Source organism: Azospirillum sp. (assembly GCF_035628975.1).
Taxonomy (GTDB): domain Bacteria; phylum Pseudomonadota; class Alphaproteobacteria; order Azospirillales; family Azospirillaceae; genus Azospirillum.
The window spans coordinates 179,495-203,040 of record NZ_DASPIS010000081.1 but is presented as its reverse complement, the minus strand read 5'-3'; the positions used below and the strand labels follow the sequence as shown (position 1 = coordinate 203,040).

The following is a 23,546-nucleotide window of genomic DNA, read 5'->3' as shown; positions in this document are numbered from 1 at the left end:
TGTCACGCCGGAGGCCGCGGGTTCAAGTCCCGTCACTCGCGCCACTTTGCGGGCGTAGCTCAGGGGTAGAGCACAACCTTGCCAAGGTTGGGGTCGAGGGTTCGAATCCCTTCGCCCGCTCCATTACTGGAGCGACAGTTTTTGGTTTCCCGTGGTCTCGTAGCTCAGCGGGAGAGCACTACGTTGACATCGTAGGGGTCACTGGTTCAATCCCAGTCGGGACCACCATTCTGAAGGCCGCCAACCGGAACGGGTTGGCGGCCTTCGCCATTTTGGGGGTCGGGCTCCAAGCTTTTGGATACGGCCAAACACAGTAGGGTGCACGCAAATAAGCATATCTCTTCATCTGGATCTACCAGTGCGCGCGTCCATTGGCTAATGTCAGGCTCCCGAAAAGGAGTTTGCCATGCCCAATACGATCAAAGCGGAAGAGCGCGCGCTGCTGAATATCTTCTGCAACGATTTTTGGTTCCGCATTCCAACTTATCAGCGTCCCTACGCGTGGAAGACGGAGCAGGTGGGCGAACTTCTCGAGGATCTGCGGAATGCCCTGGCGGGGGATGACCCGCGCCGCCAGATCACCGACGTTTCCCCCTATTTCCTCGGCAGCATCGTCCTCATCAAGGCCCCGGATCGTGCCGAAGCCGATGTGGTCGATGGACAGCAGCGGCTGACCACGCTGACCATCCTGTTTGCGGTTTTGCGTGAACTCGCGCAGGCCAGAGTCGCCGACACGCTGCATTCGCTGGTCTGCGAGGAGGGCAATCCGCTGACCGGTGCGGTCGACCGCTTCCGCTTGCAATTGCGGGACCAGGATCGTCTGTATTTCCAGCGTTTGGTGCAGGAAAGGGGTGGCCTGGGCGCGCACGGCGACGATCGGTATCAAAACGATTCGCAATGCCGGATCCGCGAAAACGCACTTTTCCTTAACAAGAAGCTGTCCGCAATGACGGCGGCGGAACGCGACCGGCTCGCCACATTCCTGATCCAGCGCTGCTACCTCGTGGTCGTGTCTGCGAGTGATCAGCAGTCGGCGTTCCGCATCTTCTCGGTCATGAACAACCGAGGTCTCGACCTTTCGCCCACTGACATCCTGAAGGCCGACGTGATCGGCGCACTGCCCGAAACGCAACGTGCCGATTACACCGAGATCTGGGAGGACATCGAGGAGGAACTGACCCGCGACGGTTTCACCGACCTGTTCGGCCATATCCGTATGATCGAGGTGAAGGCAAAGGCACAGCGCTCGCTGGTCGAAGAAATGCAGCAACAGGTCAGGCCGGCCGCCGCACCCGCCGCATTCATCGACGATAAGCTAGCCCCCTACGCCGAAGCCTTCGCGGAGGTGCGCGCGGCCGAGTACCAGGGCGGGAACGAGGCCCAGGTCAAAGCGATCAACGCCCGCCTGCGCTATCTCGGCCGCCTGGACAATGCGGACTGGATTCCACCGGCGGTGCTGTACTTCGCGCGCCACCGCGGCAACCCGGCGGCGCTGCTGGCCTTCACCCATGGCCTGGAGCGGCTGGCCTACAGTCTGTTCATCCGCCGCGTCTGGTCCACCGACCGGATTGCCCGCTACGCACGCCTTCTCCAGTCCATCGACAGCGGGGACCTGCTCGGAGCCGAAGGTTCGCCCCTCCAACTCAGTGCCATGGAACAGCGGGAGACGCTGGACCTGTTGAACGGCAACATCTACGAGGTGACTCGCGTCCGGCTGCCGCTGCTGCTCCGGCTCGACGCCCTGCTGTCCGACGACGGCGTGGTGCACGAGGTGCCGCTGGTCACCGTGGAGCACGTCCTGCCGCAGAACCCGGCTCCCGGCAGCGAGTGGCTGCGGCTGTTCCCCGACGAGGGGGAGCGGATCGGCTGGACCCACCGGCTTGCCAATCTGGTTCTGCTGAGCGGACGCAAGAACGCCCAGGCCAGCAACTTTACCTTCGACCGTAAGAAGCGCGAATATTTCACCCGCGGCCGCGTCGCCACCTTCGCCCTCACGACCCAGGTGCTGAGCATCGAGCAGTGGACACCCGAACTGCTGGAGAACCGTCAGCGGACGCTGCTGGGCACGCTTGCCGAAGAGTGGCAGCTCAATGTCAGGTGAGACTTTGCAGTGGCTCACGAGAAGTTGCAAAAACTCCTGGTGCAAATCAACCAATAAACGAATTATCTCATTCTCCTTTCTTCTGCGACGATTTGACAGCGGCTTACACAGCTTGTATTAAAGGTTTTTTTGCAATCTCTGTACGAGAGTTGATATCCAATCTTGGATATCGGAGTAAGATTGTATGCGTAGTGTGGCGTGTTCCAAACGGGTCCAGTTCCTCCGGCCGGTGCTGAAGACATTCCTTGCCAATCTGGAGCGTTACGCGGACGTTCAGGGCTGGGAGGATTTCGGACACGCATACAACGAGCGGGCAACGCTGTCGCTGTTCGCGGCAGCGTTCTGGCAGAATAATCTGATTGCGGTTGAGGAGTACGTAAACTGGAAAGGCCGAGGCCAGGCATCCACACATGGCCGCGGCGACCTATGGGCACGCTGTCCGAAGACCGACAATGAAATTGTCATCGAGGCAAAGCAGCAAAAGACCGTGCTGGGCGCGCGCGAGGAAACGATCCGTGGTGCGCTGGACGCGGCGGCAGACGACGCGGTTCGCAATCGTGACGCTATTCTGCGCGCCGGCCTGACCTTCTTCACTCCCGTGGTGGAGATTGATGCCGGGCGTGACGCCGTGGTCGAACTGTTCGACCGAATCTGCACGATCACGCTGGATTATGGTGTGGATGCGCTGGCTCTGTGGTACCCGGAAGAGGTGATGCGCGATCCGGGCGAGATGCGGCGGCAGGGGCATTCCCACATGTTCCCCGGCATCATTGCCGCCCTGCGGATCGCGGCGGTTACCGGGCAGCGCCCCATCCCGAAGTCGGAACGCTTGTCGGTGGCCCATCGCTTTCGTTCGCTGGCTCTCGCGTAAGAAGAGGGCGATGTTCATTTCAGGAGCGTCTGTCGGTCCAGATCCAGACATCGCCTCAAGCGTCTGGGCGGGCTAAGGGCGCTGTTCAGAGGCAGGCAACTCCGAGATGATCGGCGTGATGATGGAACTGTTCGGCCTGCAATCCGGCGGTGGGGATCCGTGGATAGGCCGGTCCTGTCTGGGCGACCTGCTGTTGGCGGAGGATACGGCGTCGGTGGCCGGCATCCCACTTTTGGGTATTGATCGATGGGTGAGGGCATCTTCACCCGAAGTGATATTCGACCGACGGTGCTCCCTCTCTCCCCAACGGGAGAGGGGGATTTGTCCGTGAACGAAACCAAAGTGCGATTTACCGAAGTGAGGGCGCAGCCAACTTCAAATCATCGCCAGCGGTTGCTTGCGCTTCGGCGGCGGGAAGGCCCGGTCGATCTCCGCGATGTCCTCGCCTGTCAGGGTCAGCTTCACGGCCTCGGCGTTCTCGATGGCGTGCGCCGTGGATCCCGCCTTGGGGATCGCGATCACGCCCTGCTGGCGCAGCGCCCAGGCCAGCGCCACCTGTGCCGGGGTGGCTTTGTGCCGCTTCGCAACCGCCAGCAAGGCGGGGGAGCGCAGCAGGCGGCCGCCCTGGCCGATCGGGGAATAGGCCATCACCGGCATCCGCGCCGTGTGCTGGAAGGGCAGCAGGTCGTATTCGATGCCGCGGTGTTCTGGGTTGTAGAGCACCTGATTGACGGCGCAGCCGCGCAGGTCGGTGGCTTCCCCCAGTTCCTCCAGATCATCAACGTCGAAGTTGGAGACGCCCCAGCGGGCGATCTTGCCGGACTGGCGCAGCAGTTCGAACGCCTCCACCGTTTCCTCCAAAGGCACGCCGCCGCGCCAGTGCAGCAGGTAGAGGTCGATGCGGTCGATCCCCAGCCGCTTCAGGCTGCGCTCGCAGGCCTTCACCGTGCCGATGCGGGACGCGTTGCTGGGCAGGACCTTGGTGACGATGAACAGGCCGTCGCGCCTGCCGGCGATCGCCTCGCCCACCAGTTCCTCAGAGGCGCCATCGCCGTACATCTCGGCAGTGTCGATCAGGGTCATGCCGTGGTCGATGCCGGCCCGAATGGCGGCGATCTCGGCGGCGCGGTCGCCGCGCCCTTCCGCCATCATCCAGGTGCCCTGGCCGAGAGCCGGAACGTCGGTGCCGTCCGGCAGGGTCACGCGCTTCATCTCTGGTCCCTCGTCCGTCATCCCGAAAAACAACAAGCTGGCCCCGTGGAGCCAGCTTGTCCAATGCCTATTCGGTGGGATTTCCGGAAGATGGAAGCGGCTCAGGCCGCCTTCTTCGGCGCTCCGGCGTGGCCGCCTTCCAGGAAGTTCAGCAACTCCTCGCGGTAGTCGTAATAGCGCGGGTGTTCCAGCAGGGCTTGGCGGGTGCGCGGATGGGGGATGTCGACGGACAGGATGTGGCCGATCTTGGCGTTGGGTCCGTTGGTCATCATCACCACCCGGTCGGCCAGCAGCAGCGCCTCGTCCACGTCGTGGGTGACGCAGACGGCGGTGACCTTGGTGCGCGCCCACACCTCCATCAGCACCTCCTGCAACTCCCAGCGGGTCAGGCTGTCGAGCATGCCGAAGGGCTCGTCCAGCAGCAGCAACTTAGGCGACAGGGCGAAGGCGCGGGCGATGCCGACGCGCTGCTTCATGCCGTTGGACAGCTCCGCCGCCTTCTTGTCCATGGCATCGCCCAGACCGACGCGAGCGAGATAATAGCGGGCGATGTCGGCGCGCTCGCCCTTGTTCGCATGGGGATAGACGCGGTCGACGCCCAGCATGACGTTCTCGTAAGCGGTCAGCCACGGGAACAGGCTGGGGGCCTGGAACACCACGGCGCGGTCGGGGCCGGCGCCATCCACCTCCTTGCCGTCCAGCACGATGCCGCCGCTGGTCACGTCGGCAAGGCCCGCCACCATGGACAGCACGGTGGACTTGCCGCAGCCGGAATGGCCGATCAGCGACACGAACTCCCCCTTGCGCATCTTCAGGTCGAAGCCGTCCACCACGGTCAGCGGCCCCTTCGGCGTGGCGAAGGTCTTGGTCAGGCGGGTGAATTCCAGATAGCGGTCTTCCATCCCACGCCCGCCCATCGCCTCGATATAGGCCTTGGGCGGCGGGGCGGCGGTGATCGGCTTCACGTCGGGCAGGGTGAGCCCGTCATCGCCGCCGGTGCCGCGGGCGACGCCGACCTCCATCAGATAGGCGGTGACCTCGGCGCGCAGGCGCTTGAAATCCTCGTCATGGTTGACGGCGGTGCGGTCGCGCGGGCGGGGCAGGTCGACGGTGAAGGCGGGGCCGAGCGTCGCGTTGGGGCCGGGCGTCAGCGGGATGATGCGGTCGGCCAGCAAGATCGCCTCGTCCACATCGTTGGTGATGAGGATGACGGTCTTGCGGTCCTTGCGCCAGATCGCCTCGATCTCGTCCTGCAACTTGGCGCGGGTCAGCGCGTCGAGCGCCGATAGCGGCTCGTCCAGCAGCAGCATCTCCGGGCTCATGGCGAGCGCGCGGGCGAAGCCGACGCGCTGGCGCATGCCGCCCGACAGCTCCTTCGGCCGGCGGTCGGTGGCGTGGCCGAGGCCCACCGTCTCCACCGCCCGGCGGGTCAGGACGCCGCGTTCGGCGCCGCCCTTCGCCTTGTGGACGGCGTCGACGGCGAGCGCGACATTCTCCTTCACGCTGAGCCAGGGCATCAGCGAATAGGACTGGAACACCAGACCGCGTTCCGGGCCGGGGCCGGTGACCGGCTTGCCGCGATAGAGCACCTCGCCGGCGTCCGGCATCGCCAGTCCGGCGATCAGGTTGATCAGCGTCGACTTGCCGGAGCCGGAGAAGCCGACGATGGCGACGAACTCGCCCTCTTCGATCGACAGGTCGATGTCGCGCAACACGGTGGTGCCGCCGTAGGACTTCGACACGCCCTTCAGGTCCAGGATCGCCATGGTCGTGGTCTCCTTAGCGGGCGGGGCTGTGGCTGACGGCGGACTGGAGCGCCAGCATCACGCGGTCGAGCAGGAAGCCGATCAGGCCGATGGTGAAGACCGCCACCATGATCTTGGCCAGCGAGTTGGAGGAGCCGTTCTGGAACTCGTCCCACACGAATTTGCCGAGGCCGGGGTTCTGGGCCAGCATCTCCGCGGCGATCAGCACCATCCAGCCCACGCCCAGCGACAGCCGCAGCCCGGTGAAGATGTAGGGTAGGGCGGACGGCAGCACGAGGCGGCGCACCATGGTGGGGCCGGACAGCTGCAGCACCTTGCCGACATTCATCAGGTCGCGGTCGATGGAGGACACGCCGACCGCGGTGTTGATCAGGGTCGGCCACAGCGAGCACAGCGTGACGGTGATGGCGGAGGTCAGGAACGACTTCTCGAACAGCGGGTCGCTGCCCGACACGGTGGCGCTGACGACCATGGTGACCAGCGGCAGCCAGGCCAGCGGCGACACCGGCTTGAAGATCTGGATCAGCGGGTTGATCGCGGCGTTGACGGTCGGCGACAGGCCGCTCGCGACACCCAGCGGCACCGCCACCAAGGCGCCCAGCAGGAAGCCGGTGAAGACCGTCTTCAGGCTGGTGAAGATCTGGTCGATGTAGGTCGGCTTGCCGGCATAGGGGCGGGTCTTCACCTCCGCCTTCGGGTCCTTCGCCAGAAGCTCGGCATTGCGCTTGCTTTGCCGCTCGTAGAAGGCGGCTTCCTTGGCGCGTTCGGCCTTGTGGTCGGCGTAGAGGTTGGTGGCCTGCTCCCACACCTGGGCCGGGCCGGGGATGGCACCCAGGCTGGTCTGCACCTGTGGGGCGGCCCAGCCCCAGGCGGCGAGGAACAGCAGGATGGCGGTCAGCGGGATGCCCATCTGGCGCCACAGCTCTACGCCCTGCTGGCGCGGATTCTCGCCGGCGGCAAGCCGCAGCAGCGGCGCCAGCCAGCCGAGGCCGACGGTGTTCAGGGCGGAGGCGATGCGGTTCAGGGTGTGCGTGCGGCGCGCCTTGCGCTGGGCGCGGGCGAGGTCGGAGGCGGTGTCGGTCAGGCTGGTCATGGCGGGGTGTCCCTTCGGCAGGATCCCTTCTCCCCCCTGGGGAGAAGGTTAGGATGAGGGGGTTCGGCGCAGCCGAAATCAGTTCGGCGTGTGCCTCCCCCCTCACCCCGACCCTCTCCCCGGGGGGAGAGGGAGGATTGGGCAGGTGGGGGCAATGTTGCTCAGCCCCCCACCACCTGACCGCCCTCGACTTTCTGGTCGCCCTTCAGGCCGATGGGCTGCTTGGCGAGGTAGTCGTTGGGCTTGCGGCCGTCGTACGGGATGCCGTCGATGAAGCCGTTATCCACCGGCTTATAGCCGTCGCTCTTCCACGGGAAGTCGGCCTCCTTGACCTTGCCTTCCTCGACCAGCAACTTGGCTGCCTGGAGATAGACGTCGGGCTTGTAGACCTTGCGGGCGGTCTCGTCGTACCAGGCATCGGGCTTGGCCTCGGCGATCTGGCCCCAGCGGCGCATCTGGGTCAGGTACCAGACGGCGTCGGAATAGAAGGGATATGTGGCGTTGTAGCGGAAGAAGACGTTGAAGTCGGGGACGTCGCGCTTGTCGCCCTTCTCATACTCGAAGGTGCCGGTCATCGAGTTGGCGATCACCTTGGCGTCCGCGCCGACATATTCGGGTTTGGCCAGGATCTTCACGGCCTCGGCGCGGTTGGCGTTGTTATTCTCGTCCAGCCACTGGGCGGCGCGGATCAGCGCCTTGACGACGGCCAGATGGGTCTTGGGGTTCTTGCCAGCCCAGTCGCCGGTGACGCCGAAGACCTTCTCGGGGTTGTTCTTCCAGATCTCGGTGTCAGTGATCACCGGCACGCCGATGCCCTTCATCACCGCCTGCTGGTTCCACGGCTCGCCCACGCTGTAGCCGTAGATGGTGCCGGCCTCCAGCGTCGCCGGCATCTGCGGCGGCGGGGTGACGGAGAGCAGCGCGTCGGCGCCGATCTGGCCCGACACGTCGGTCGGGCTGTAGAAGCCGGGGCTGATCCCGCCAGCGGCCAGCCAGTAGCGCAGCTCGTAATTGTGGGTCGAGACCGGGAAGACCATGCCCATGTTGAAGGGCTTGCCCTCGGCCTTGTACTGGGCGATCACCGGCTTCAGCGCGTCGGCCTTGATCGGGTGGACCGGCTTGCCGTCGGCACCCTTCGGCACATTGGCCTTCATCTTCTGCCAGACGTCGTTCGACAACGTGATGCCGTTGCCGTTCAGGTCCATGGAGAAGGCGGTGACGATGTGCGCCTTGGTGCCGAAGCCGATGGTGGCGCCCAGCGGCTGGCCGGCCAGCATGTGGGCGCCGTCCAGTTCGCCGGAAATCACGCGGTCGAGCAGGACCTTCCAGTTCGCCTGCGGCTCCAGCGTCACCGACAGGCCTTCATCCTCGAAGAAGCCCTTTTCGGCGGCAATGGCGAGCGGCGCCATGTCGGTCAGCTTGATGAATCCCAGCTTCAGCTGGTCCTTCTCGACGTCGAGCGGGGCGGCATAAGCAGAGACGCCTGCCGTCAGCGCAACGACGGCAGCGGCGGATGCGAGTAGGTGGCGAAGGGTGGGAAGGGTCTGGGCCACGTCGGTTGCTCCATCTCTGAAATCCGGACCAGCGGTCGGGCGTGCGACACCGGCATCGATTTTCTGGGCAAGTCCCGGACTGGCTGTTTTTCGGGCAGATGGTGGTGGGGCACCTTGGCCGTCGAAAGCGTCCAGCGGGATCGACCGGAAAAGCCTTGCCACAAGGCCTGTCGATACCGGGGTCGGCAACACTGCCGGGGCTGGCCCATCATTGGACGCTTGGGATGCACGCACCGTCGTTGGCGCGTCTCTGGCCTCCCTCTTCGCAAGCCTCATGCCAAAGGATGGCTTTTGCGGAAAAATGGGCCGGAGCGGTTGATTCCGTTGGCTATGACCCGGCGGAAGGTATGAGGTGCCCGCCGCCACCATCGCGCCGCCTGCCGATTTTTGCGGCGCACACAGGTCTGCGTGGTCATACTTTGTGCAATACCTAAGGATGATCCGAAATCAGGCACCTAGGTATCGGGTGCAAAGCAGGGCGCGACCCCGCGGAATCCTTGGAGTTTTCCCGAAGCCGTCCGCTTGCGAAGGGATTGGCACGCGGATTGCGAAGGGAGTGGCGAGACAACAGCGGGCGCCAGCAACGTCGCCAGTGCCCGCGACACCCGCCGAAACCGTGCGACGACGCGCGGAATTGGCTCTGGTTCGACGACGAACCGCCCGGACAACGGCGTCCGAACAGGTCTGCACCCATCTTCGCGAGTCACTCGCGGGGCAGGGACTCAGGCCCGTTCGGACGCCTTTCTTTTTGGCCCCGTGCCTGACTTTGCAGCAGGCCGGACACGATAGACGAGGCAGACGCGCCATGGACATGCATCTCTCATCGAACAACGGGCCCGCCGCCGAACTCAACGAGGCCGAACTGCGCAACGCCGGCCCGGCCAGGGAGCGGCTGGTGGTTGTCGGCAACGGCATGGCCGGCATGAAGACGGTGGAAGAACTGCTGGCCAAGGCGCCGGGCCGCTACGAGGTCACCGTCTTCGGGGCCGAGCCGCATCCCAACTACAACCGCATCATGCTGTCGCCGGTGCTGGCGGGGGAAAAGACCTTCGACCAGATCGTGCTGAACAGCCGTGACTGGTATGACGCCAACGGCATCACCCTGCTGACCGGCGAGCCGGTGGAGGGCATCGACCGCGAAGCCAAGACGGTGGTTTCGCAGTCGGGTCGCGTCGTTCCCTATGACAAACTGCTGATCGCCACCGGTTCCATGCCCTTCATCATCCCGGTGCCGGGTTCGACCCTGCCGGGCGTCATCGGCTTCCGCGATCTGGCCGATGTCGACGCCATGCTGGCGGCGGCGGCGAAGGGCGGCCGCGCCGTGGTGATCGGCGGCGGTCTTCTTGGGCTGGAGGCTGCCAACGGCCTGCGGGTCAAGGGGATGGAAGTCACCGTCGTCCACCTGATGCCGACGCTGATGGAGCGCCAGCTCGACCCGTCCGCCGGCATGCTGCTGCAGCGCGAGTTGGAGCGCCGCGGCATCGAGGTGCTGACCGGTGCCGATACCGCCGAGATCGTGGGCGATGAGTGGGTCAGCGCGGTGCGGCTGAAGGACGGGCGCGAGCTGCCGGCCGACATCGTCGTGATGGCGGTGGGCATCCGCCCCAACATGGCGCTGGGCAAGGCGGCCGGGCTGGAGTGCGGGCGCGGCATCCGGGTGGACGACCAGATGCGCACCAGCGACCCGTCGATCTACGCGGTCGGCGAATGCGTCGAGCATCGCGGCGTCACCTGGGGCCTCGTCGCCCCGCTGTTCGAAATGGCGAAGGTACTGGCCCACGACCTCGCGGGCGGGGAGGGTGCCGCCTACACCGGCTCCGTCACCTCGACCAAGCTGAAGGTCACCGGTGTCGACGTGTTCTCGGCCGGCGATTTCTCGGGCGGGGCGGGGACCGAGGACATCGTGTTCCGCGATGCGGCGCGCGGCGTCTACAAGCGGCTGGTGCTGAAGGACGGCAAGCTGCTGGGCGCCGTGCTGTATGGCGATACCAAGGACGGCGCCTGGTACTTCTCGCTGCTGAAGGACGGCGTCGACGTGTCGGTCGAGCGCGACACCATGATCTTCGGGCAGGGGTTCGGCAGCGCCGACGCCGGTGACCCGAACGCCGCCATCGCAGCATTGCCCGACTCTGCCGAAATCTGCGGCTGCAACGGCGTCTGCAAGGGCACCATCGTCAAGGCGATCACCGAAAAGGGCCTGACCAGCCTGGACGAGGTGAAGGCGCACACCAAGGCGTCAGCCTCCTGCGGCGGCTGCTCCGGCACGGTGGAGCGGCTGCTGGCGGTCACGCTGGGCGACGGCTTCAAAGCGGCGCCCAAGGTCAAGCCGATGTGCAAATGCACGCACCACACCCATGACGCGGTGCGGGTGGCCATCGTCGACCGCGGGCTGAAGACCATGGCCGAGGTGTTCCAGGCGATGGAATGGACGACGCCCGACGGCTGCGCCTCCTGCCGGCCGGCGCTGAACTATTACCTGCTGTGCGCCTGGCCGGGCGAGTACCGGGACGATTACCAGTCGCGCTACATCAACGAGCGCGCCCACGCCAACATCCAGAAGGACGGCACCTATTCGGTCGTGCCGCGCATGTGGGGCGGCCTGACGACTGCGGCGGAACTTCGTGCCATCGCCGATGTGGTCGACAAGTTCGCCATCCCCACCGTGAAGGTCACCGGTGGCCAGCGCATCGACCTGTTCGGCGTGAAGAAGGAGGATCTGCCGGCGGTCTGGGCCGATCTGAACGCCGCTGGAATGGTGTCCGGCCATGCCTATGCCAAGGGGCTGCGCACGGTGAAGACCTGCGTCGGGTCGGAATGGTGCCGCTTCGGGACGCAGGACTCGACCGGGCTGGGTGTGAAGCTGGAACGCATGACCTGGGGCACATGGACCCCGCACAAGGTCAAGCTGGCGGTGTCCGGCTGCCCGCGCAACTGCGCCGAGGCGACGATCAAGGACCTGGGCGTGGTGTGCATCGACAGCGGCTACGAGCTGCATGTCGGCGGCAACGGCGGCCTGCATGTCCGGGCCTGCGACCTGCTGGTCCGCGTCGCCACCGAGGAGGAGGTGCTGGAATACACCGGCGCCTTCATGCAGCTGTACCGCGAGGAGGCCCGCTATCTGGAGCGCACCGCGCCGTGGGTGGAGCGGGTCGGCCTCGACCACATCAAGGCGGCGCTGGTCGATGATCCGGAGCGGCGGCGGGCGTTGAACGCGCGCTTCCTGTTCTCGCAGACCTTCTCGCAGGACGACCCGTGGGCCGAGCGCGCCGCCAAGGGCGTCGATCGTCACGAATTCAATCTGCTCGCCGAAGTGGGGTAACCGATCATGGACAGCATCATCATGGAAAACGCCGCTGCTGAAACGGTCTGGACCCTGGTCGGCACAATCGACGACATCCCCGTGCTGGGGTCGCGCGTCGTCCGCACCCCCGACGGCGACATCGCGTTGTTCCGCACGGCGGCCGACGAGGTCTTCGCGCTGGAGGATGTCTGCCCGCACAAGCGGGGGCCGCTGTCCCAGGGCATCGTCCACGGCCGCCGCGTCACCTGCCCGCTGCACAACTGGGTGATCGAGCTGGCGACCGGCGAGGCCGTCGCCCCCGACGAGGGCCGCACCGGCCATGTTCCGGTGCGGGTGGAGGGACGCAGCGTCGCCATTGCGCTCGGCGAAGCCAAGCTGTCGCGCGGCGGCTGCCGCAAGGCCTGCGGCCATGTTTGACGGAGCGGAGCTTGCCTCCGGCGGACAACGGGAGGTGAAGACCACCTGTCCCTATTGCGGGGTCGGGTGCGGGGTGACCGCGACGGTGAAGGCGAATGGCGCCGTCACCGTGCGCGGCGATGCCGACCACCCGGCGAACCGGGGCCGGCTCTGCTCCAAGGGATCGGCGCTGGCCGACACGCTGGTGCCGGAGGGGCGCTTGCTCCATCCCGAGATCGGGAACCGGCGCGTGTCGTGGGACGAGGCGCTGGACGAGGTGGCCCGGCGCTTTTCCGACACCATCGCCAAGCATGGGCCGGATTCGGTCGCCTTCTATGTCTCCGGCCAGCTGCTGACCGAGGATTACTACGTCGCCAACAAGCTGATGAAGGGCTTCATTGGCTCGGCGAACATCGACACCAACTCGCGGCTGTGCATGGCGTCCTCGGTGGTCGGGCACAAGCGTGGGCTTGGCGCCGACGCGGTGCCGGGGACCTATGAGGATTTCGAGAGCGCCGACCTCGTGGTGCTGGTGGGGTCGAACCTCGCCTGGTGCCATCCGGTGCTGAACCAGCGGCTGCTGGCGGCGCGGGCGGAGCGGGGAACGCGCATCGTCGTGGTCGATCCGCGGCGGACCGACTGCGTCGATGCCGCCGACCGCCATCTGGCGCTGAAGGCCGGGACCGACGCGGTGCTGTTCAACGGGCTGCTGGCCTATCTGGATGAGCACGGCCATTGCGATGCCGGCTTCACCGCCGCCCATGCCGAGGGGGTGGAGGACGCGCTGGCTGCTGCCCACGCCGATGCGCCGGATTTGGCGACGGTCGCCCGCCGCTGTGGGTTGGAGGAGGCCGAGGTCGCCGCCTTCTATGCCGAGTTCGCGGCGACCGGGCGGGTGGTGACGGTCTATTCCCAGGGGGTCAACCAGTCCTCCCAGGGCAGCGACACCGTCAACACCATCCTGAACGTGCATTTCCTGACCGGCCGCATCGGCCGGCCGGGCTGCGGTCCCTTCTCCGTCACCGGACAGCCGAACGCCATGGGCGGGCGCGAGGTCGGCGGGCTGGCGAACCAGCTGGCCGCCCATATGGGCTTCACGGCGGAAGAGGTCGACCGGGTCGGCCGCTTCTGGAGCGCGCCGCGGATGGCGGACAAGCCGGGGCTGAAGGCGGTCGACCTGTTCCGCGCCATCGAGGCCGGGACGGTCAAGGCGGTGTGGATCATGGCGACCAACCCCGCCGTCAGCATGCCCGACGCCGGCCGGGTGCGCCGGGCGCTGGAGCGCTGCGAAACCGTGGTGGTCTCCGACTGCATCCGCGACACCGACACTGGCCGCTTCGCCCATATCCGCCTGCCGGCCAAAGGCTGGAGCGAAAAGGACGGCACCGTCACCAACTCCGACCGCACCGTCTCGCGCCAGCGGGCTTTCAGGGATGGGGCAGGGGAGGCACGGGCAGACTGGTGGATCGTGACCCAGGTCGCGCGGCGCATGGGCTTCGCCGGGGCCTTTCCCTACGAGACTGCTGCCGTGGTTTTCCGCGAGCATGCGGCGCTGTCGGACTTCGAGAATGGCGGGGCGCGCGCCTTCGACATCGGGGCGCTGAGCGGACTGGATGACGCCGGATACGACGCGCTGGCGCCGTTCCCCTGGCCCTGGCGGGTGGGAAGCGAGCCGCAGAAGCGGCTGTTCGGCGATGGCCGCTTCTTCACCGCGGACGGTCGCGCCCGGATGCTGGCGGTGACGGCGAATCCGCTGCCGCGCAACGTGCCGAAAGGCGCCTTGCTGCTGAACACGGGGCGGCTGCGCGACCAGTGGCACACCATGACGCGCACCGGCCTGTCGGCGCGGCTGTCCGCCCATGCGCCGGAGCCTCGGCTGGACATCAACCCGGCGGACGCCGTCGCGCGGGGGCTGAACGACGGCGGACTGGCCCGCATCGCCACGGCGGCAGGGGAAGCGCTGGCCCGCGTCCATGTCACCGATGCCCAAAGCGAAGGCACCATCTTCCTGCCGATGCACTGGACCGACCGCTTCACCGGCGGCTGCGTCATCGGCCGGCTGATCGACGACGAGGCGGTGGACCCGTTTTCCGGCCAGCCGGACCTGAAGCGGATGCCGGCGACGGTGGAGCCCTGGCGGCCGGACTGGACCGCCTTCCTGCTGACCCGCCATCCGGTTGAGCCCGCCCATGGCGGCTATTGGGCGCGCCGCGCCGTGGCCGGCGGCCATCTGGTGGAGATGGCGGGGATCGGAGCCATCCCGGCTGTGGAGGATTGGCTGCCCGGCCTCGACCCTGCCGGGGCGGTTGTGGAGTTCCGCGACGAGGCGCGCGGCAACCTGCGCATGGCCTGGATGGAGGGCGACCGGCTGGACGCCTGCCTGTTCGTCGCCGCCGACGGACGCCTGCCGCCGCGCGGCTGGCTCGCCGGGTTGCTGGAGGCCGACGGGCTGGACGATGGGGCGCGGGCCGGTCTGCTCGCCGGGCGGGCGCCGGGTGCCGCCGCGGACGAGGGGCGGATCGTCTGCGCCTGCTTCAGCGTCGGTATCAACCGGCTGGTCGGCGCCATCCGCGACCGCCGGCTGACCAGCGTGGCGGAGATCGGTGCGGCGTTGAAGGCCGGCACGAATTGTGGTTCCTGCGTGCCTGAACTCAAGGAGGTGCTTCGTCATGCTCACCAGCGCGAAGTGGCGTGAGAGTCTCGCGGCGTTGGCGCGCCTCGCTTTTCCGCGATGTGCGGGTGTTGGCGAGGCATCGATCCTGCCCCCTCTCCCCCCCGGGGAGAGGGTCGGGGTGAGGGGGATGCACAGGGTGGATTTTTGGTTGAGGGCCGCCGCGCGACCCCCTCACCCTAACCCTCTCCCCGGGGGGGAGAGGGGATCTCGTTCAGGGCGGGAGGATGCGTTCATACCGAAACGCCCAACAGGCGAAGATAGGTGGGGGCAAGTGACGCTGGTCGGCGCCGGCCCCGGCGACCCCGACCTGCTCACCGTTGCCGCGGTAAAGGCGCTGGCCGCCGCCGAGGTCGTGCTCTACGACGCGTTGGTCGGTGACGGCATCCTCGACCTCGCCCACCCTGGGGCGGAGCGCATCTGCGTCGGCAAGCGGTCCGGCCGCCATTCGCTGCCGCAGGGGGAGATCAACGCGCTGATCGCCTTCCATGCGCAGCGTGGCAAGCGCGTCGTCCGCCTGAAGGGCGGCGACCCGATGGTGTTCGGCCGGGCCGGCGAGGAGATCGAGCATCTCGACGGCCTCGGCATTCCGGTGCGCGTCATCCCCGGCATCACCGCGGCGCTCGGTTGCGCCGCCTCGACCGGGCTGTCGCTGACCAAGCGCGGGGTGTCGCGCGCCGTCACCTTCGTCACCGCCCATGGCCGCGACGGCGAGCGGTTCGAGCCCGATTGGGCGCGGCTGGCCGATCCGCAGGGCACGCTGGCGATCTATATGGGGCGCGAGCAGGCGCGCGCGGTCGGGCAGGGGCTGACCGGGGCCGGGTTGCCGGCCGACACGCCGGTGCTGGCGGTGGAGAATGGTTGCCGGCACGACGAGCGGCGCTACTGGACGACGCTCGGCGAGATGGCGGAACAGGGAGTCGCCGCCGGCAAGGGGCCGACCCTGCTGCTGGTGGGTGAGGCGCTACGCCCGCGTCATGCCGTCAATGAAATGGTGGGGACGGCGGACTCCGTTGATCTCCGCGCGCTTGGCGACCTCGCTCAGCGGTTCGATCACGACTGACATGGTGAAGACGGTGGCGTGCAGCAGGTTCGTCCCGTCCACCATCAGCCCGACATGGCCGGGGAAGAAGACGATGTCGCCGCGCTGATAGATGACATTACGGCCATCGTCGGACACCCACGCCCCCAGCCGCTCGTCCTTTCGCTGCCTCCCGCTGCTGTGGTGGGAGACCACCCCCGCCGCCGCCATTGCAGTCAGCACCAGCCCTGAACAGTCGATGCCGAAGCTGCTGCGCCCGCCCCAGACATAGGGCGTCTCCAGAAAGCGCAGGGCGGTGGCGATGTGGTCGGTTGCCGGGGCGGCATCCACCGGCTCCAGCCATCCCGCGAACAGCCACAGCCCGTCGTCGGTGCCGACCCAACCGTTCTCGGCCCGGCCGTCCAGCGCCACCAGCGAGCCGAAGCTGAGTGTCGCCACCGGCGGTGCCTTGTGCGTCGGTCCGGGGTGCAGGTCGGCGCGCAATGCCCGCACGCGGTGGGTGGGGGCAACCGGCTCCCGATGCGCGGTGCCCGGCGGCAGCCAGCCGACATGACCGTCGAAGGCGTTCTCCGCCTGCATCCAGCCGTCACGCTCCTCCAGAATGCGGAAGCGCTCGCCCCGGATCATCTCGCTGGTCTGGGGAACGCCGTGTTGCGGCTCCTCCAGCAGGACGGCGTGCGGGGCGGTCAGTTGGCGCATGGTCATGGCGGCGGGCCGGACTTGGGGAAACCGGCTGCGACGATAGCGCCGCAGCCGATGCCGCGCGAGGGATAAAGCGGGTCCGTCATTTCAACGGCGTTTCCGTCATTCCGCCGGAAATCTGAAGCGTGACCGGCGCATTGCCCGGTTCTGCCCGGCCACATCCGCCGACACCTTTTGTGTGCGAGCCAATCGCCAAAACACAAACGGCTGAACAGAGGAGCGGGAGACATGGCAACGATGAAGGTTCTGGTTCTGGGTGCGGGCAAGATCGGATTGATGATCGGCACGCTGCTGTCCGAGACCGACGATTTCGCCGTCACCGTCGGCGACCGGGACGAGGCGCTGCTGTACCGGGCCGAACGGGCCGGGCTGCGGGTGACGCGCGTCGATGTGGAGGATCCGGTCTCTCTGCGTGCCGCGATGGAAGGCCAGCATGCGGTCTTGAGCGCCTGCCCCTTCACGCTGACCCCGGCCATCGCGACCGCCGCCGTCGCCGCCGGCGCCCATTATCTGGACCTGACCGAGGATGTCGCCGCCACCCGCAAGGTGAAGATGCTGGAGGAGACCGCCAACACCGCGCTGATCCCGCAATGCGGTCTGGCGCCGGGCTTCATCTCCATCGTCGGGCACGACCTTGCCCGCCGCTTCGACGAGCTGCACAACCTGCATCTGCGCGTCGGCGCCCTGCCGCAATACCCGACCAACGCCCTGAAATACAATCTGACCTGGAGCACCGACGGGCTGATCAACGAATACTGCAACCCGTGCGAGGCCATCATCGACGGCCGCCCGCACGAGGTGATGCCGCTGGAGGGCGACGAGCGCTTCGCGCTGGACGGCGTCGATTACGAGGCGTTCAACACCTCCGGCGGACTGGGCTCGCTGTGCGAGACGCTGGCCGGCAAGGTGCGGAACCTCGATTACAAGACCGTGCGCTATCCCGGCCATCGAGACATCGTCCGCCTGCTGATCCGCGACCTGCGGCTGGGCGAGCGGCGGCATCTGCTGAAGGACGTGCTGGAAACCGCGGTGCCGCTGACCCTGCAGGACGTGGTGCTGGTGCTGGCGACCGCCACCGGCATGCAGGAGGGCGAGCTGCGGCAGGAGACCTTCGCCACCAAGATCTACAGCAATCCGATCGCCGGCCGCACTTGGAGCGCAATCCAGGTCACCACCGCCGCCGGCATCTGCGCCGTGCTGGACCTGCTGCGTGAGGGCTCCATCCCGCAGGCGGGATTCATCCGGCAGGAACAGGTGCCGCTGGACGCCTTCCTCAACAACCGCTTCGGCCGGCATTACAAGGGCTGAAGGGGGGCTTGGTCGGCATCTGCGCCGTGTGAGCCCGTTCGGGCCGCCGTTCCCGCGACGACGGGGACGGCGGCCCCTGACTGTAAGTATAAGAGATTGTCAGCAACAGGAACATTGTAGAGAGCCGTTCTGTTGGTCCAGTAGCCGATGTCGCCATCCCTTTGCATCGCTCGATGCAGGGTGGCAGCTGTCGTTCCGGCTATGGAGAGCGGTCGTGCGCCACGTCGATCCCGATGCCAGCAGAGCCCTTGATGCGGTTGCCGTTGGGATGTCCAAACCGCGGTGTGAGGCGTCATTCCTTTGGGCATTGGCCCCGCGGGTCTGCCGGTGACCTTCGTTGAGCCGCCATGGCCTCTCAACGAGCCGGCCCGCATCGACCGGCTGAAGGGATATTGCATCCTCGACACGCCGCCGGACCCGGTCTTCGACCGGCTGACCAGGCTTGCCGCCCGCTTCTTCCGTGTGCCGACCGCATTGGTCAGCCTGGTCGACGAAAGCCGCCAATGGTTCAAGGCGCGCTACGGCTTTCATGCCCAGTACACCGCCCGCCGGCTGTCCTTCTGCGCCTACACGATCCTCGAAGACCGCCCGATGGTGGTGCACGATACCATGGCGGACGAGCGGTTCGCCCATAACGACCTCGTCACCGCAGAGCCGTTCATCCGCTTCTATGCCGGGGCGCCGCTGAGGACGCCGGAGGGGCTGCTGCTGGGAACCTTCTGCCTCATCGACTATGAGCCGCGGCATGATTTCGGCGAGCAGGAGCAGAGCGATCTGGCGGAATTCGCCCGCATCGTCATGCACGAGTTGGAAATGCGCGCGGCGCAACACGCAGCCGAGGCGGCGGAGCAGGCGGAACGACAGGCCCGTGCCGCCACGGAAAGGGCTGAAACCCGGTATCGCGCCGTGGTGGAAACCGCCGTGGACGCGATGGTGGTGATCGATGAAGCCGGCGTGATGCATTCCTTCAATGCCGCCGCCGAGCGCATCTTCGGCTACGCCGCCGAGGACATGGTCGGGCGCAACGTGTCGGAACTGATGCCGGAGCCCGACCGGTCACGGCACAAGGAGTATATCGGCCACTACCTGCGGACCGGGATTCCCCGGATCATCGGTTCGGGGCGCGAGGTGGAGGGGCGGCGGCGGGACGGAACGCAGTTTCCGCTGGAACTCGCGATCGCCGAATGGTGGGACGGCGAGCAGCGCTTCTTCACCGGCATCATGCGCGACATCACCCAGCGCCGGATGATCGAGCAGACCCTTCAGCAGACCAACAGGTTGCTGGGGACGCTGATCGAGGGCATCACCGACCCGGTGTTCGTGAAGGGGGCGGACGGGCGGTTCCTCGTGGTCAACGATGCCACCTGCCGCCTGTTCGGTGCCGGCCGCGACCGGGTGCTGGGCGCGCGCGACCGGGACTTCTACCCGCCCAAGCTCGCCGCCCATGTCGAGGAAGTCGACCGGCAGGTGATCGAGACCGGCGAGATCGTGGTGCTGGAGGAGGAGATCCTCGACTGCACAAGCGGGCAGATCCGTTTCTGCCTGACGACCAAGGCACCCCTGCGGGACTCCGATGGGCATGTCGTCGGCGTCGTCGGCATCGCCCGCGACATCACCGAGCGCAAGCGCTTCGAGGACAGGCTGCGGACGGCCAAGTCGGAAGCCGAGCGGGCGAATGTGGCGAAGTCCAAGTTCCTTGCCTCGGCCAGCCACGACCTGCGCCAGCCCGTCCAGTCGCTGGTCCTGTTCATGGGTGCGCTGCAGGGACATGTCGAAGGAACTCCGGCGATGCGCATTCTCCGCTCCATGGAGCAGTCGATGGACGGCTTGCGCATGCTGCTCGACGGGCTGCTCGACGTATCGAAGCTGGATGCCGGCCTGGTGACGGCCAACCCGGTGGCGATGCCGATCGCCCCCATCATCCAGCGCCTGGCCGACGAATATACCCTGCGCGCGGCGGAACAGGGGCTGCGGTTCCGGACGAGCGGCTGCGGCACGGTGGTGCAGAGCGACCCGGTGCTGCTGGAGCGCATTCTGCGCAATCTGGTGGAGAATGCCCTGCGCTACACGGAGCGGGGCGGGGTGCTCGTCGGGTGTCGGCGGCGCGACGGTCAGTTGCGCATAGAGGTGGCCGACACCGGCATCGGCATCGCGCCGGACCGTCAGCAGGAGGTGTTCGAGGAGTTCTTCCAGGTCGGCAATCCCGAGCGCGACCGCGACAAGGGGCTGGGCCTGGGACTTGCGGTGGTTCGTCGTCTGGCGCGCCTGCTGGGGCATGAGGTGGAGGTCCGGTCGATTCCAGGGCGCGGATCGACCTTCGCCGTCACGGTGCCGCTGATCGACGCCGGCGGCGCCTCTCCCGGCCGCAGCGAAGCTGTTGCGCCGGAGGAATCCAGCGGCGTCGTCCTCGTGGTCGACGACGAGGAATTGGTCCGGACCGGGATGCAGGCGATGATCGAGACCTGGGGATACCGGGTGCTGACCGGGTCCTGCCGGGCCGAGGCGATCGGGGTGCTGGACGACCACCCGCCCGACATCCTGCTTGCCGACTACCGGCTGCGCGACGGCGAGACCGGGCTGGATGTGATCCGCGCGGTGCATGCGCGGCTCGGCAGGCGGATCCCGGCGGCGATCGTGACGGGCGATACGGCGCCGGAACGGCTGGCCGAAGCTCAGGCGGGAGGATACCGCCTTCTTCACAAGCCCGTTGCCGCGACCGACCTGCGCACGGCCGTCGTCGAACTGATGGGGCAGGCCGTGCGCCTCGGCGCCGACGCCCAGGCGGGCCGGCGCGGTGGGGCGTGAAGCCGCCCAGGTGAAATCCGGGTGGAGGCCGGGTGCGGACGCCTACGGCCGGGCCTCCTTGCCGCCGGACTGCGGCGGGCTGATGATCAGCAGCGTGTCCTGCGCCTGGATGATGTAGCGGTTGCGCTCGGTGAATGGGATGTCGCGGCCGTGGCTGTGGACCTGGACGACCATGCCGGCGGTGACCTCCGCCATGGTCCGGCCGACCTCGTCCGCTTCCGCCCGGCGCTCGCTCAGCACCATCTTTCCGCCGGCCGACATCAGGTCGCACAGGAAGGGCGTGGCGTGGTGCGTCTCCACCGCGTCGGCCATCAGGTAGCCGCCGATCTTGGGCGGCGAAACCACGAGGTCGGCGCCGCTGAGGTTGGCGAGCTTGATGTTCTCCTCCTGCTTGATGCTGGCGACGATCTTGGTGGCGGCGGACAGGTGGCGCACCGTCAGGACCACAAGGATGGTGGTGTCGTCGCGCCCGGTGCTGACGATCACCGCTTTGGCGTTGCCGACGCAGGCCTTGGTCAGCGTGTCCTCGCTGGTGCCGTCGCCGAGCAGGCCGATGAAGCCGCATTCGGCCGCCAGCTGGATGCGCTCCTCCGATTCGTCGATGACGACGATGTGGTCGGCGGGATAGCCCTTCGAGACCGTCTCCTGCGCGGCGATGAACCCGCTGTGCCCGAAGCCGCACAGCACGATGTGCCCCTGCAACTGCTTCTGAATGCGGCTCAATCGGAATTCCTCCACGATCCTCTGCACCACCAGCTCGTAGGCGGTGCCGAGAAAGATGAACCAGATGAAGATGCGGATCGGCGTGACGGCGAAGGCGTCGATCAGGCGGGCGGTGTGGCTGACCGGCACGATGTCGCCATAGCCGACGGTGGTCACCGTGATCATGGCGAAGTAGAGAACGTCGGGGAAACTGATGTTGCCGTCGATCTGGTCCTTCAGCCCGTCGCGGTCGAACCAGAACACCGCGATGACCAGCGTGATCAGGACGATGACGATCCCGATGCGCACCAGCAGCGTCTTCTCCGCCGACAGGCCGGAGCGGACATGCAGCAGCTTTCCCTTGCGCAGGGAAGGCTTCGCCCGCCGCCTGTCCTGAAGCCGCCGCTCCGCCGGTTTGTCCATCGGCCGTCCGTCCGGATCCGTTTTGTTGTTCTTCGATAGTCTGAACGCGCCAGACCGCATTCCGGGTGCGGGGCTCCCGCTTTTTAGAATTTGAACACTGCTTCCATGCCGGCGAAATGGATGGTCTTCGCCGGGCCGCTGTCCTTCAGGAAGGGACCGGGACGGAAGGCCGAGTAGGAGATCAGCCCTTCGAAGGAGCGGCCGGAGCTGTAGGACAGCACCAGTTCGCCCTGGGTGCCGACATAGCGTGCCCGCGATCCGGTTCCGGAGCGCAGAAGGCCGCCGGTCAGGTCGTACACGCCGTCGTCCAGGCTCTCCCGCCAAAAGGCGATGGCGGAGGCGGACAGGCTGAATTCGTCGGACAGGGCGAGGTCCAGCGACGGGTGCAGGTTCATCAGGTTGTAGGGGCCGACCGGCGTCAGTTCGCCGAAATACTTGGCGCGCGGGAACAGGGGGTTGAAGGTCTCCAGCCGGTCGTCGCGGGGATTGTCGTCGCCACTGGCGATGTTGGCCTTCAGGCCGAGGCGCGGTTGCAGCGGCAGGGTGGTGAAGCGGTAGCCGGTGTCGGTGGCGAGCGACCATGCCCGGATGGACCCGCCCCCAGAGGAATTATTGCCGAAGCGGCCGAACTGGCCCATGGCTTCCCAGTTCCAGTCCCAGCCGGCGGCCTTGCCGAAGGCACGCAAACCGACCGTGTGGCGCAGTTCGCGTGCAGCACCCGCGTCGAAGCCGGCGCGGCGGTTGCGGTAGCCGATGTAATAGGCGTCGAGCCCGGCGCTGTCGGTCCACTCCAGATCGAGCGGTCGCGTGGCGTAGAGCGCCCAGGCGGTGCGGCGTCCGTCGCGTCCGTCGTCGAACAGCTCCGGCGCCGGCTGGATCGGGCGGCCAAGGAAGGCGTCGATCCGCCAGGAGCCGGCGGTGACGATCCCCTTCACCGCGTCGAAGGAGCGGGGGACGTTGGCACCGTAGCGGATGGAGATCAGCCGCTCCGAGCCATAGGCCAGCATCTGGCGGCCGACGCGCAGCGTGCCCTGGGCATCGCCCAACGGTGCGTGCAAGTCGGCGAATCCCTGCATCAGGTCGATGCGGTCGGCGTCGGGCGGGGCGAGCGGGTCCAGCTTGCCGACCGCATCGGCCATGATCAGCTGACCGAACAGGCGGAGGCTTTCCCCGACGCGCAGGTCGGCGTAGGGCAGGGCGCGCCACAGCCCATAGGCGTCGTTGCGCGGATCGTCCTGGCCCCAGCCGCTGTTGCGGACCGCCTCCCCGCGCAGGCGCAACTCCAGCCCGGTGGACAGCGAGGCGAAGCCGTCCGACGTGAGCGGGATGGCCTTGAACCGCTCCCAAGCGGCGCCGGACCGTGCCTCGGGCGACAGCAGGTAGCGGTAGTCCTCGTCGAAGCGGGTGTTGGTCAGCGGCGGCGGATCGGCGGCGTGGGCCGGACCGATCCACAGCAAAAGGGCGACCGCCGCCGCGCGAAGGCGGGCCGTCATGGAGCATCTCCGTGGTGGCGCTGGACTGCACCGATCCTATGGAGATGCCCGGCCGGGTGATTGCTCCATCGGAACCGCTTTTGACGGTTCTGCGCGCTATCGCTTCT

General features: G+C 67.1%; 15 protein-coding genes and 2 tRNA genes. 10 read left to right on the top strand and 7 right to left on the bottom strand.

What is annotated here, in order from left to right:
• Positions 1-48: 48 nt before the first annotated feature.
• From VD964_RS18135 to VD964_RS18120, 4 genes are all read left to right on the top strand, one after another.
• Positions 49-123 (top strand) — tRNA-Gly (locus tag VD964_RS18135).
• Positions 124-153: 30 nt separating this feature from the next.
• A tRNA-Val gene (locus tag VD964_RS18130) sits at positions 154-228 on the top strand.
• A gap of 178 nt (positions 229-406) precedes the next feature.
• Positions 407-2,101: a DUF262 domain-containing HNH endonuclease family protein gene (locus VD964_RS18125; protein WP_324869910.1), complete on the top strand. Its 1,695-nt coding sequence runs from the start codon at positions 407-409 to the stop codon at positions 2,099-2,101.
• 184 nt (positions 2,102-2,285) lie between these two features.
• Positions 2,286-2,972, top strand: a complete 687-nt coding sequence (locus VD964_RS18120; RefSeq protein ID WP_324869909.1) for a hypothetical protein — start codon at positions 2,286-2,288, stop codon at positions 2,970-2,972.
• 375 nt (positions 2,973-3,347) lie between these two features.
• Here VD964_RS18120 and VD964_RS18115 read toward each other — a convergent pair whose 3' ends face one another.
• From VD964_RS18115 to VD964_RS18100, 4 genes are all read right to left on the bottom strand, one after another.
• Positions 3,348-4,184, bottom strand: coding sequence for an aldo/keto reductase (locus VD964_RS18115; protein WP_324869908.1), 837 nt, complete (start codon positions 4,182-4,184; stop codon positions 3,348-3,350).
• Positions 4,185-4,285: 101 nt separating this feature from the next.
• Entirely contained in the window at positions 4,286-5,950 is a 1,665-nt protein-coding gene (locus tag VD964_RS18110) for a nitrate ABC transporter ATP-binding protein (protein WP_324869907.1), read from the bottom strand.
• Between the two features lie 13 nt (positions 5,951-5,963).
• Complete coding sequence (locus VD964_RS18105; RefSeq protein WP_324869906.1) at positions 5,964-7,043, bottom strand: ABC transporter permease; 1,080 nt, start codon at positions 7,041-7,043, stop codon at positions 5,964-5,966.
• Between the two features lie 161 nt (positions 7,044-7,204).
• Positions 7,205-8,596 carry a CmpA/NrtA family ABC transporter substrate-binding protein gene (locus VD964_RS18100; protein WP_324869905.1) on the bottom strand — a complete coding sequence of 464 codons (1,392 nt, stop codon included), beginning with the start codon at positions 8,594-8,596 and terminating at the stop codon, positions 7,205-7,207.
• A gap of 811 nt (positions 8,597-9,407) precedes the next feature.
• Between VD964_RS18100 and nirB the strand changes: the two genes are divergently transcribed.
• From nirB to cobA, 4 genes are all read left to right on the top strand, one after another.
• A complete protein-coding gene (gene nirB / locus VD964_RS18095) occupies positions 9,408-11,915 on the top strand; it encodes a nitrite reductase large subunit NirB (RefSeq protein ID WP_324869912.1) in 2,508 nt (835 codons plus the stop codon).
• Positions 11,916-11,936: 21 nt separating this feature from the next.
• On the top strand, positions 11,937-12,314 hold the full coding sequence (nirD, locus tag VD964_RS18090) for a nitrite reductase small subunit NirD (protein ID WP_414637194.1): 378 nt from the start codon (positions 11,937-11,939) through the stop codon (positions 12,312-12,314).
• On the top strand, positions 12,307-14,988 hold the full coding sequence (locus tag VD964_RS18085; protein WP_324869903.1) for a molybdopterin-dependent oxidoreductase: 2,682 nt from the start codon (positions 12,307-12,309) through the stop codon (positions 14,986-14,988). The genes nirD and VD964_RS18085 overlap by 8 nt, the downstream gene beginning before the upstream one ends.
• 250 nt (positions 14,989-15,238) lie before the next feature.
• Positions 15,239-16,027, top strand: coding sequence for a uroporphyrinogen-III C-methyltransferase (gene cobA / locus VD964_RS18080; protein WP_324869902.1), 789 nt, complete (start codon positions 15,239-15,241; stop codon positions 16,025-16,027).
• Here cobA and VD964_RS18075 read toward each other — a convergent pair.
• On the bottom strand, positions 15,929-16,711 hold the full coding sequence (locus VD964_RS18075) for an NlpC/P60 family protein (RefSeq protein WP_324869901.1): 783 nt from the start codon (positions 16,709-16,711) through the stop codon (positions 15,929-15,931). The genes cobA and VD964_RS18075 overlap by 99 nt on opposite strands.
• A gap of 225 nt (positions 16,712-16,936) precedes the next feature.
• On the opposite strand from VD964_RS18075, the gene VD964_RS18070 reads away from it, so the two are divergent.
• Complete coding sequence (locus VD964_RS18070; protein ID WP_324869900.1) at positions 16,937-18,016, top strand: saccharopine dehydrogenase family protein; 1,080 nt, start codon at positions 16,937-16,939, stop codon at positions 18,014-18,016.
• Positions 18,017-18,343: 327 nt separating this feature from the next.
• Complete coding sequence (locus tag VD964_RS18065) at positions 18,344-20,821, top strand: PAS domain S-box protein (RefSeq protein ID WP_324869899.1); 2,478 nt, start codon at positions 18,344-18,346, stop codon at positions 20,819-20,821.
• 42 nt (positions 20,822-20,863) lie between these two features.
• Here VD964_RS18065 and VD964_RS18060 read toward each other — a convergent pair whose 3' ends face one another.
• A complete protein-coding gene (locus tag VD964_RS18060) occupies positions 20,864-21,946 on the bottom strand; it encodes a potassium channel family protein (protein ID WP_324869898.1) in 1,083 nt (360 codons plus the stop codon).
• An 83-nt stretch (positions 21,947-22,029) separates the two neighbouring features.
• A complete protein-coding gene (locus tag VD964_RS18055) occupies positions 22,030-23,439 on the bottom strand; it encodes an alginate export family protein (protein WP_324869897.1) in 1,410 nt (469 codons plus the stop codon).
• Positions 23,440-23,546 lie beyond the last annotated feature (107 nt).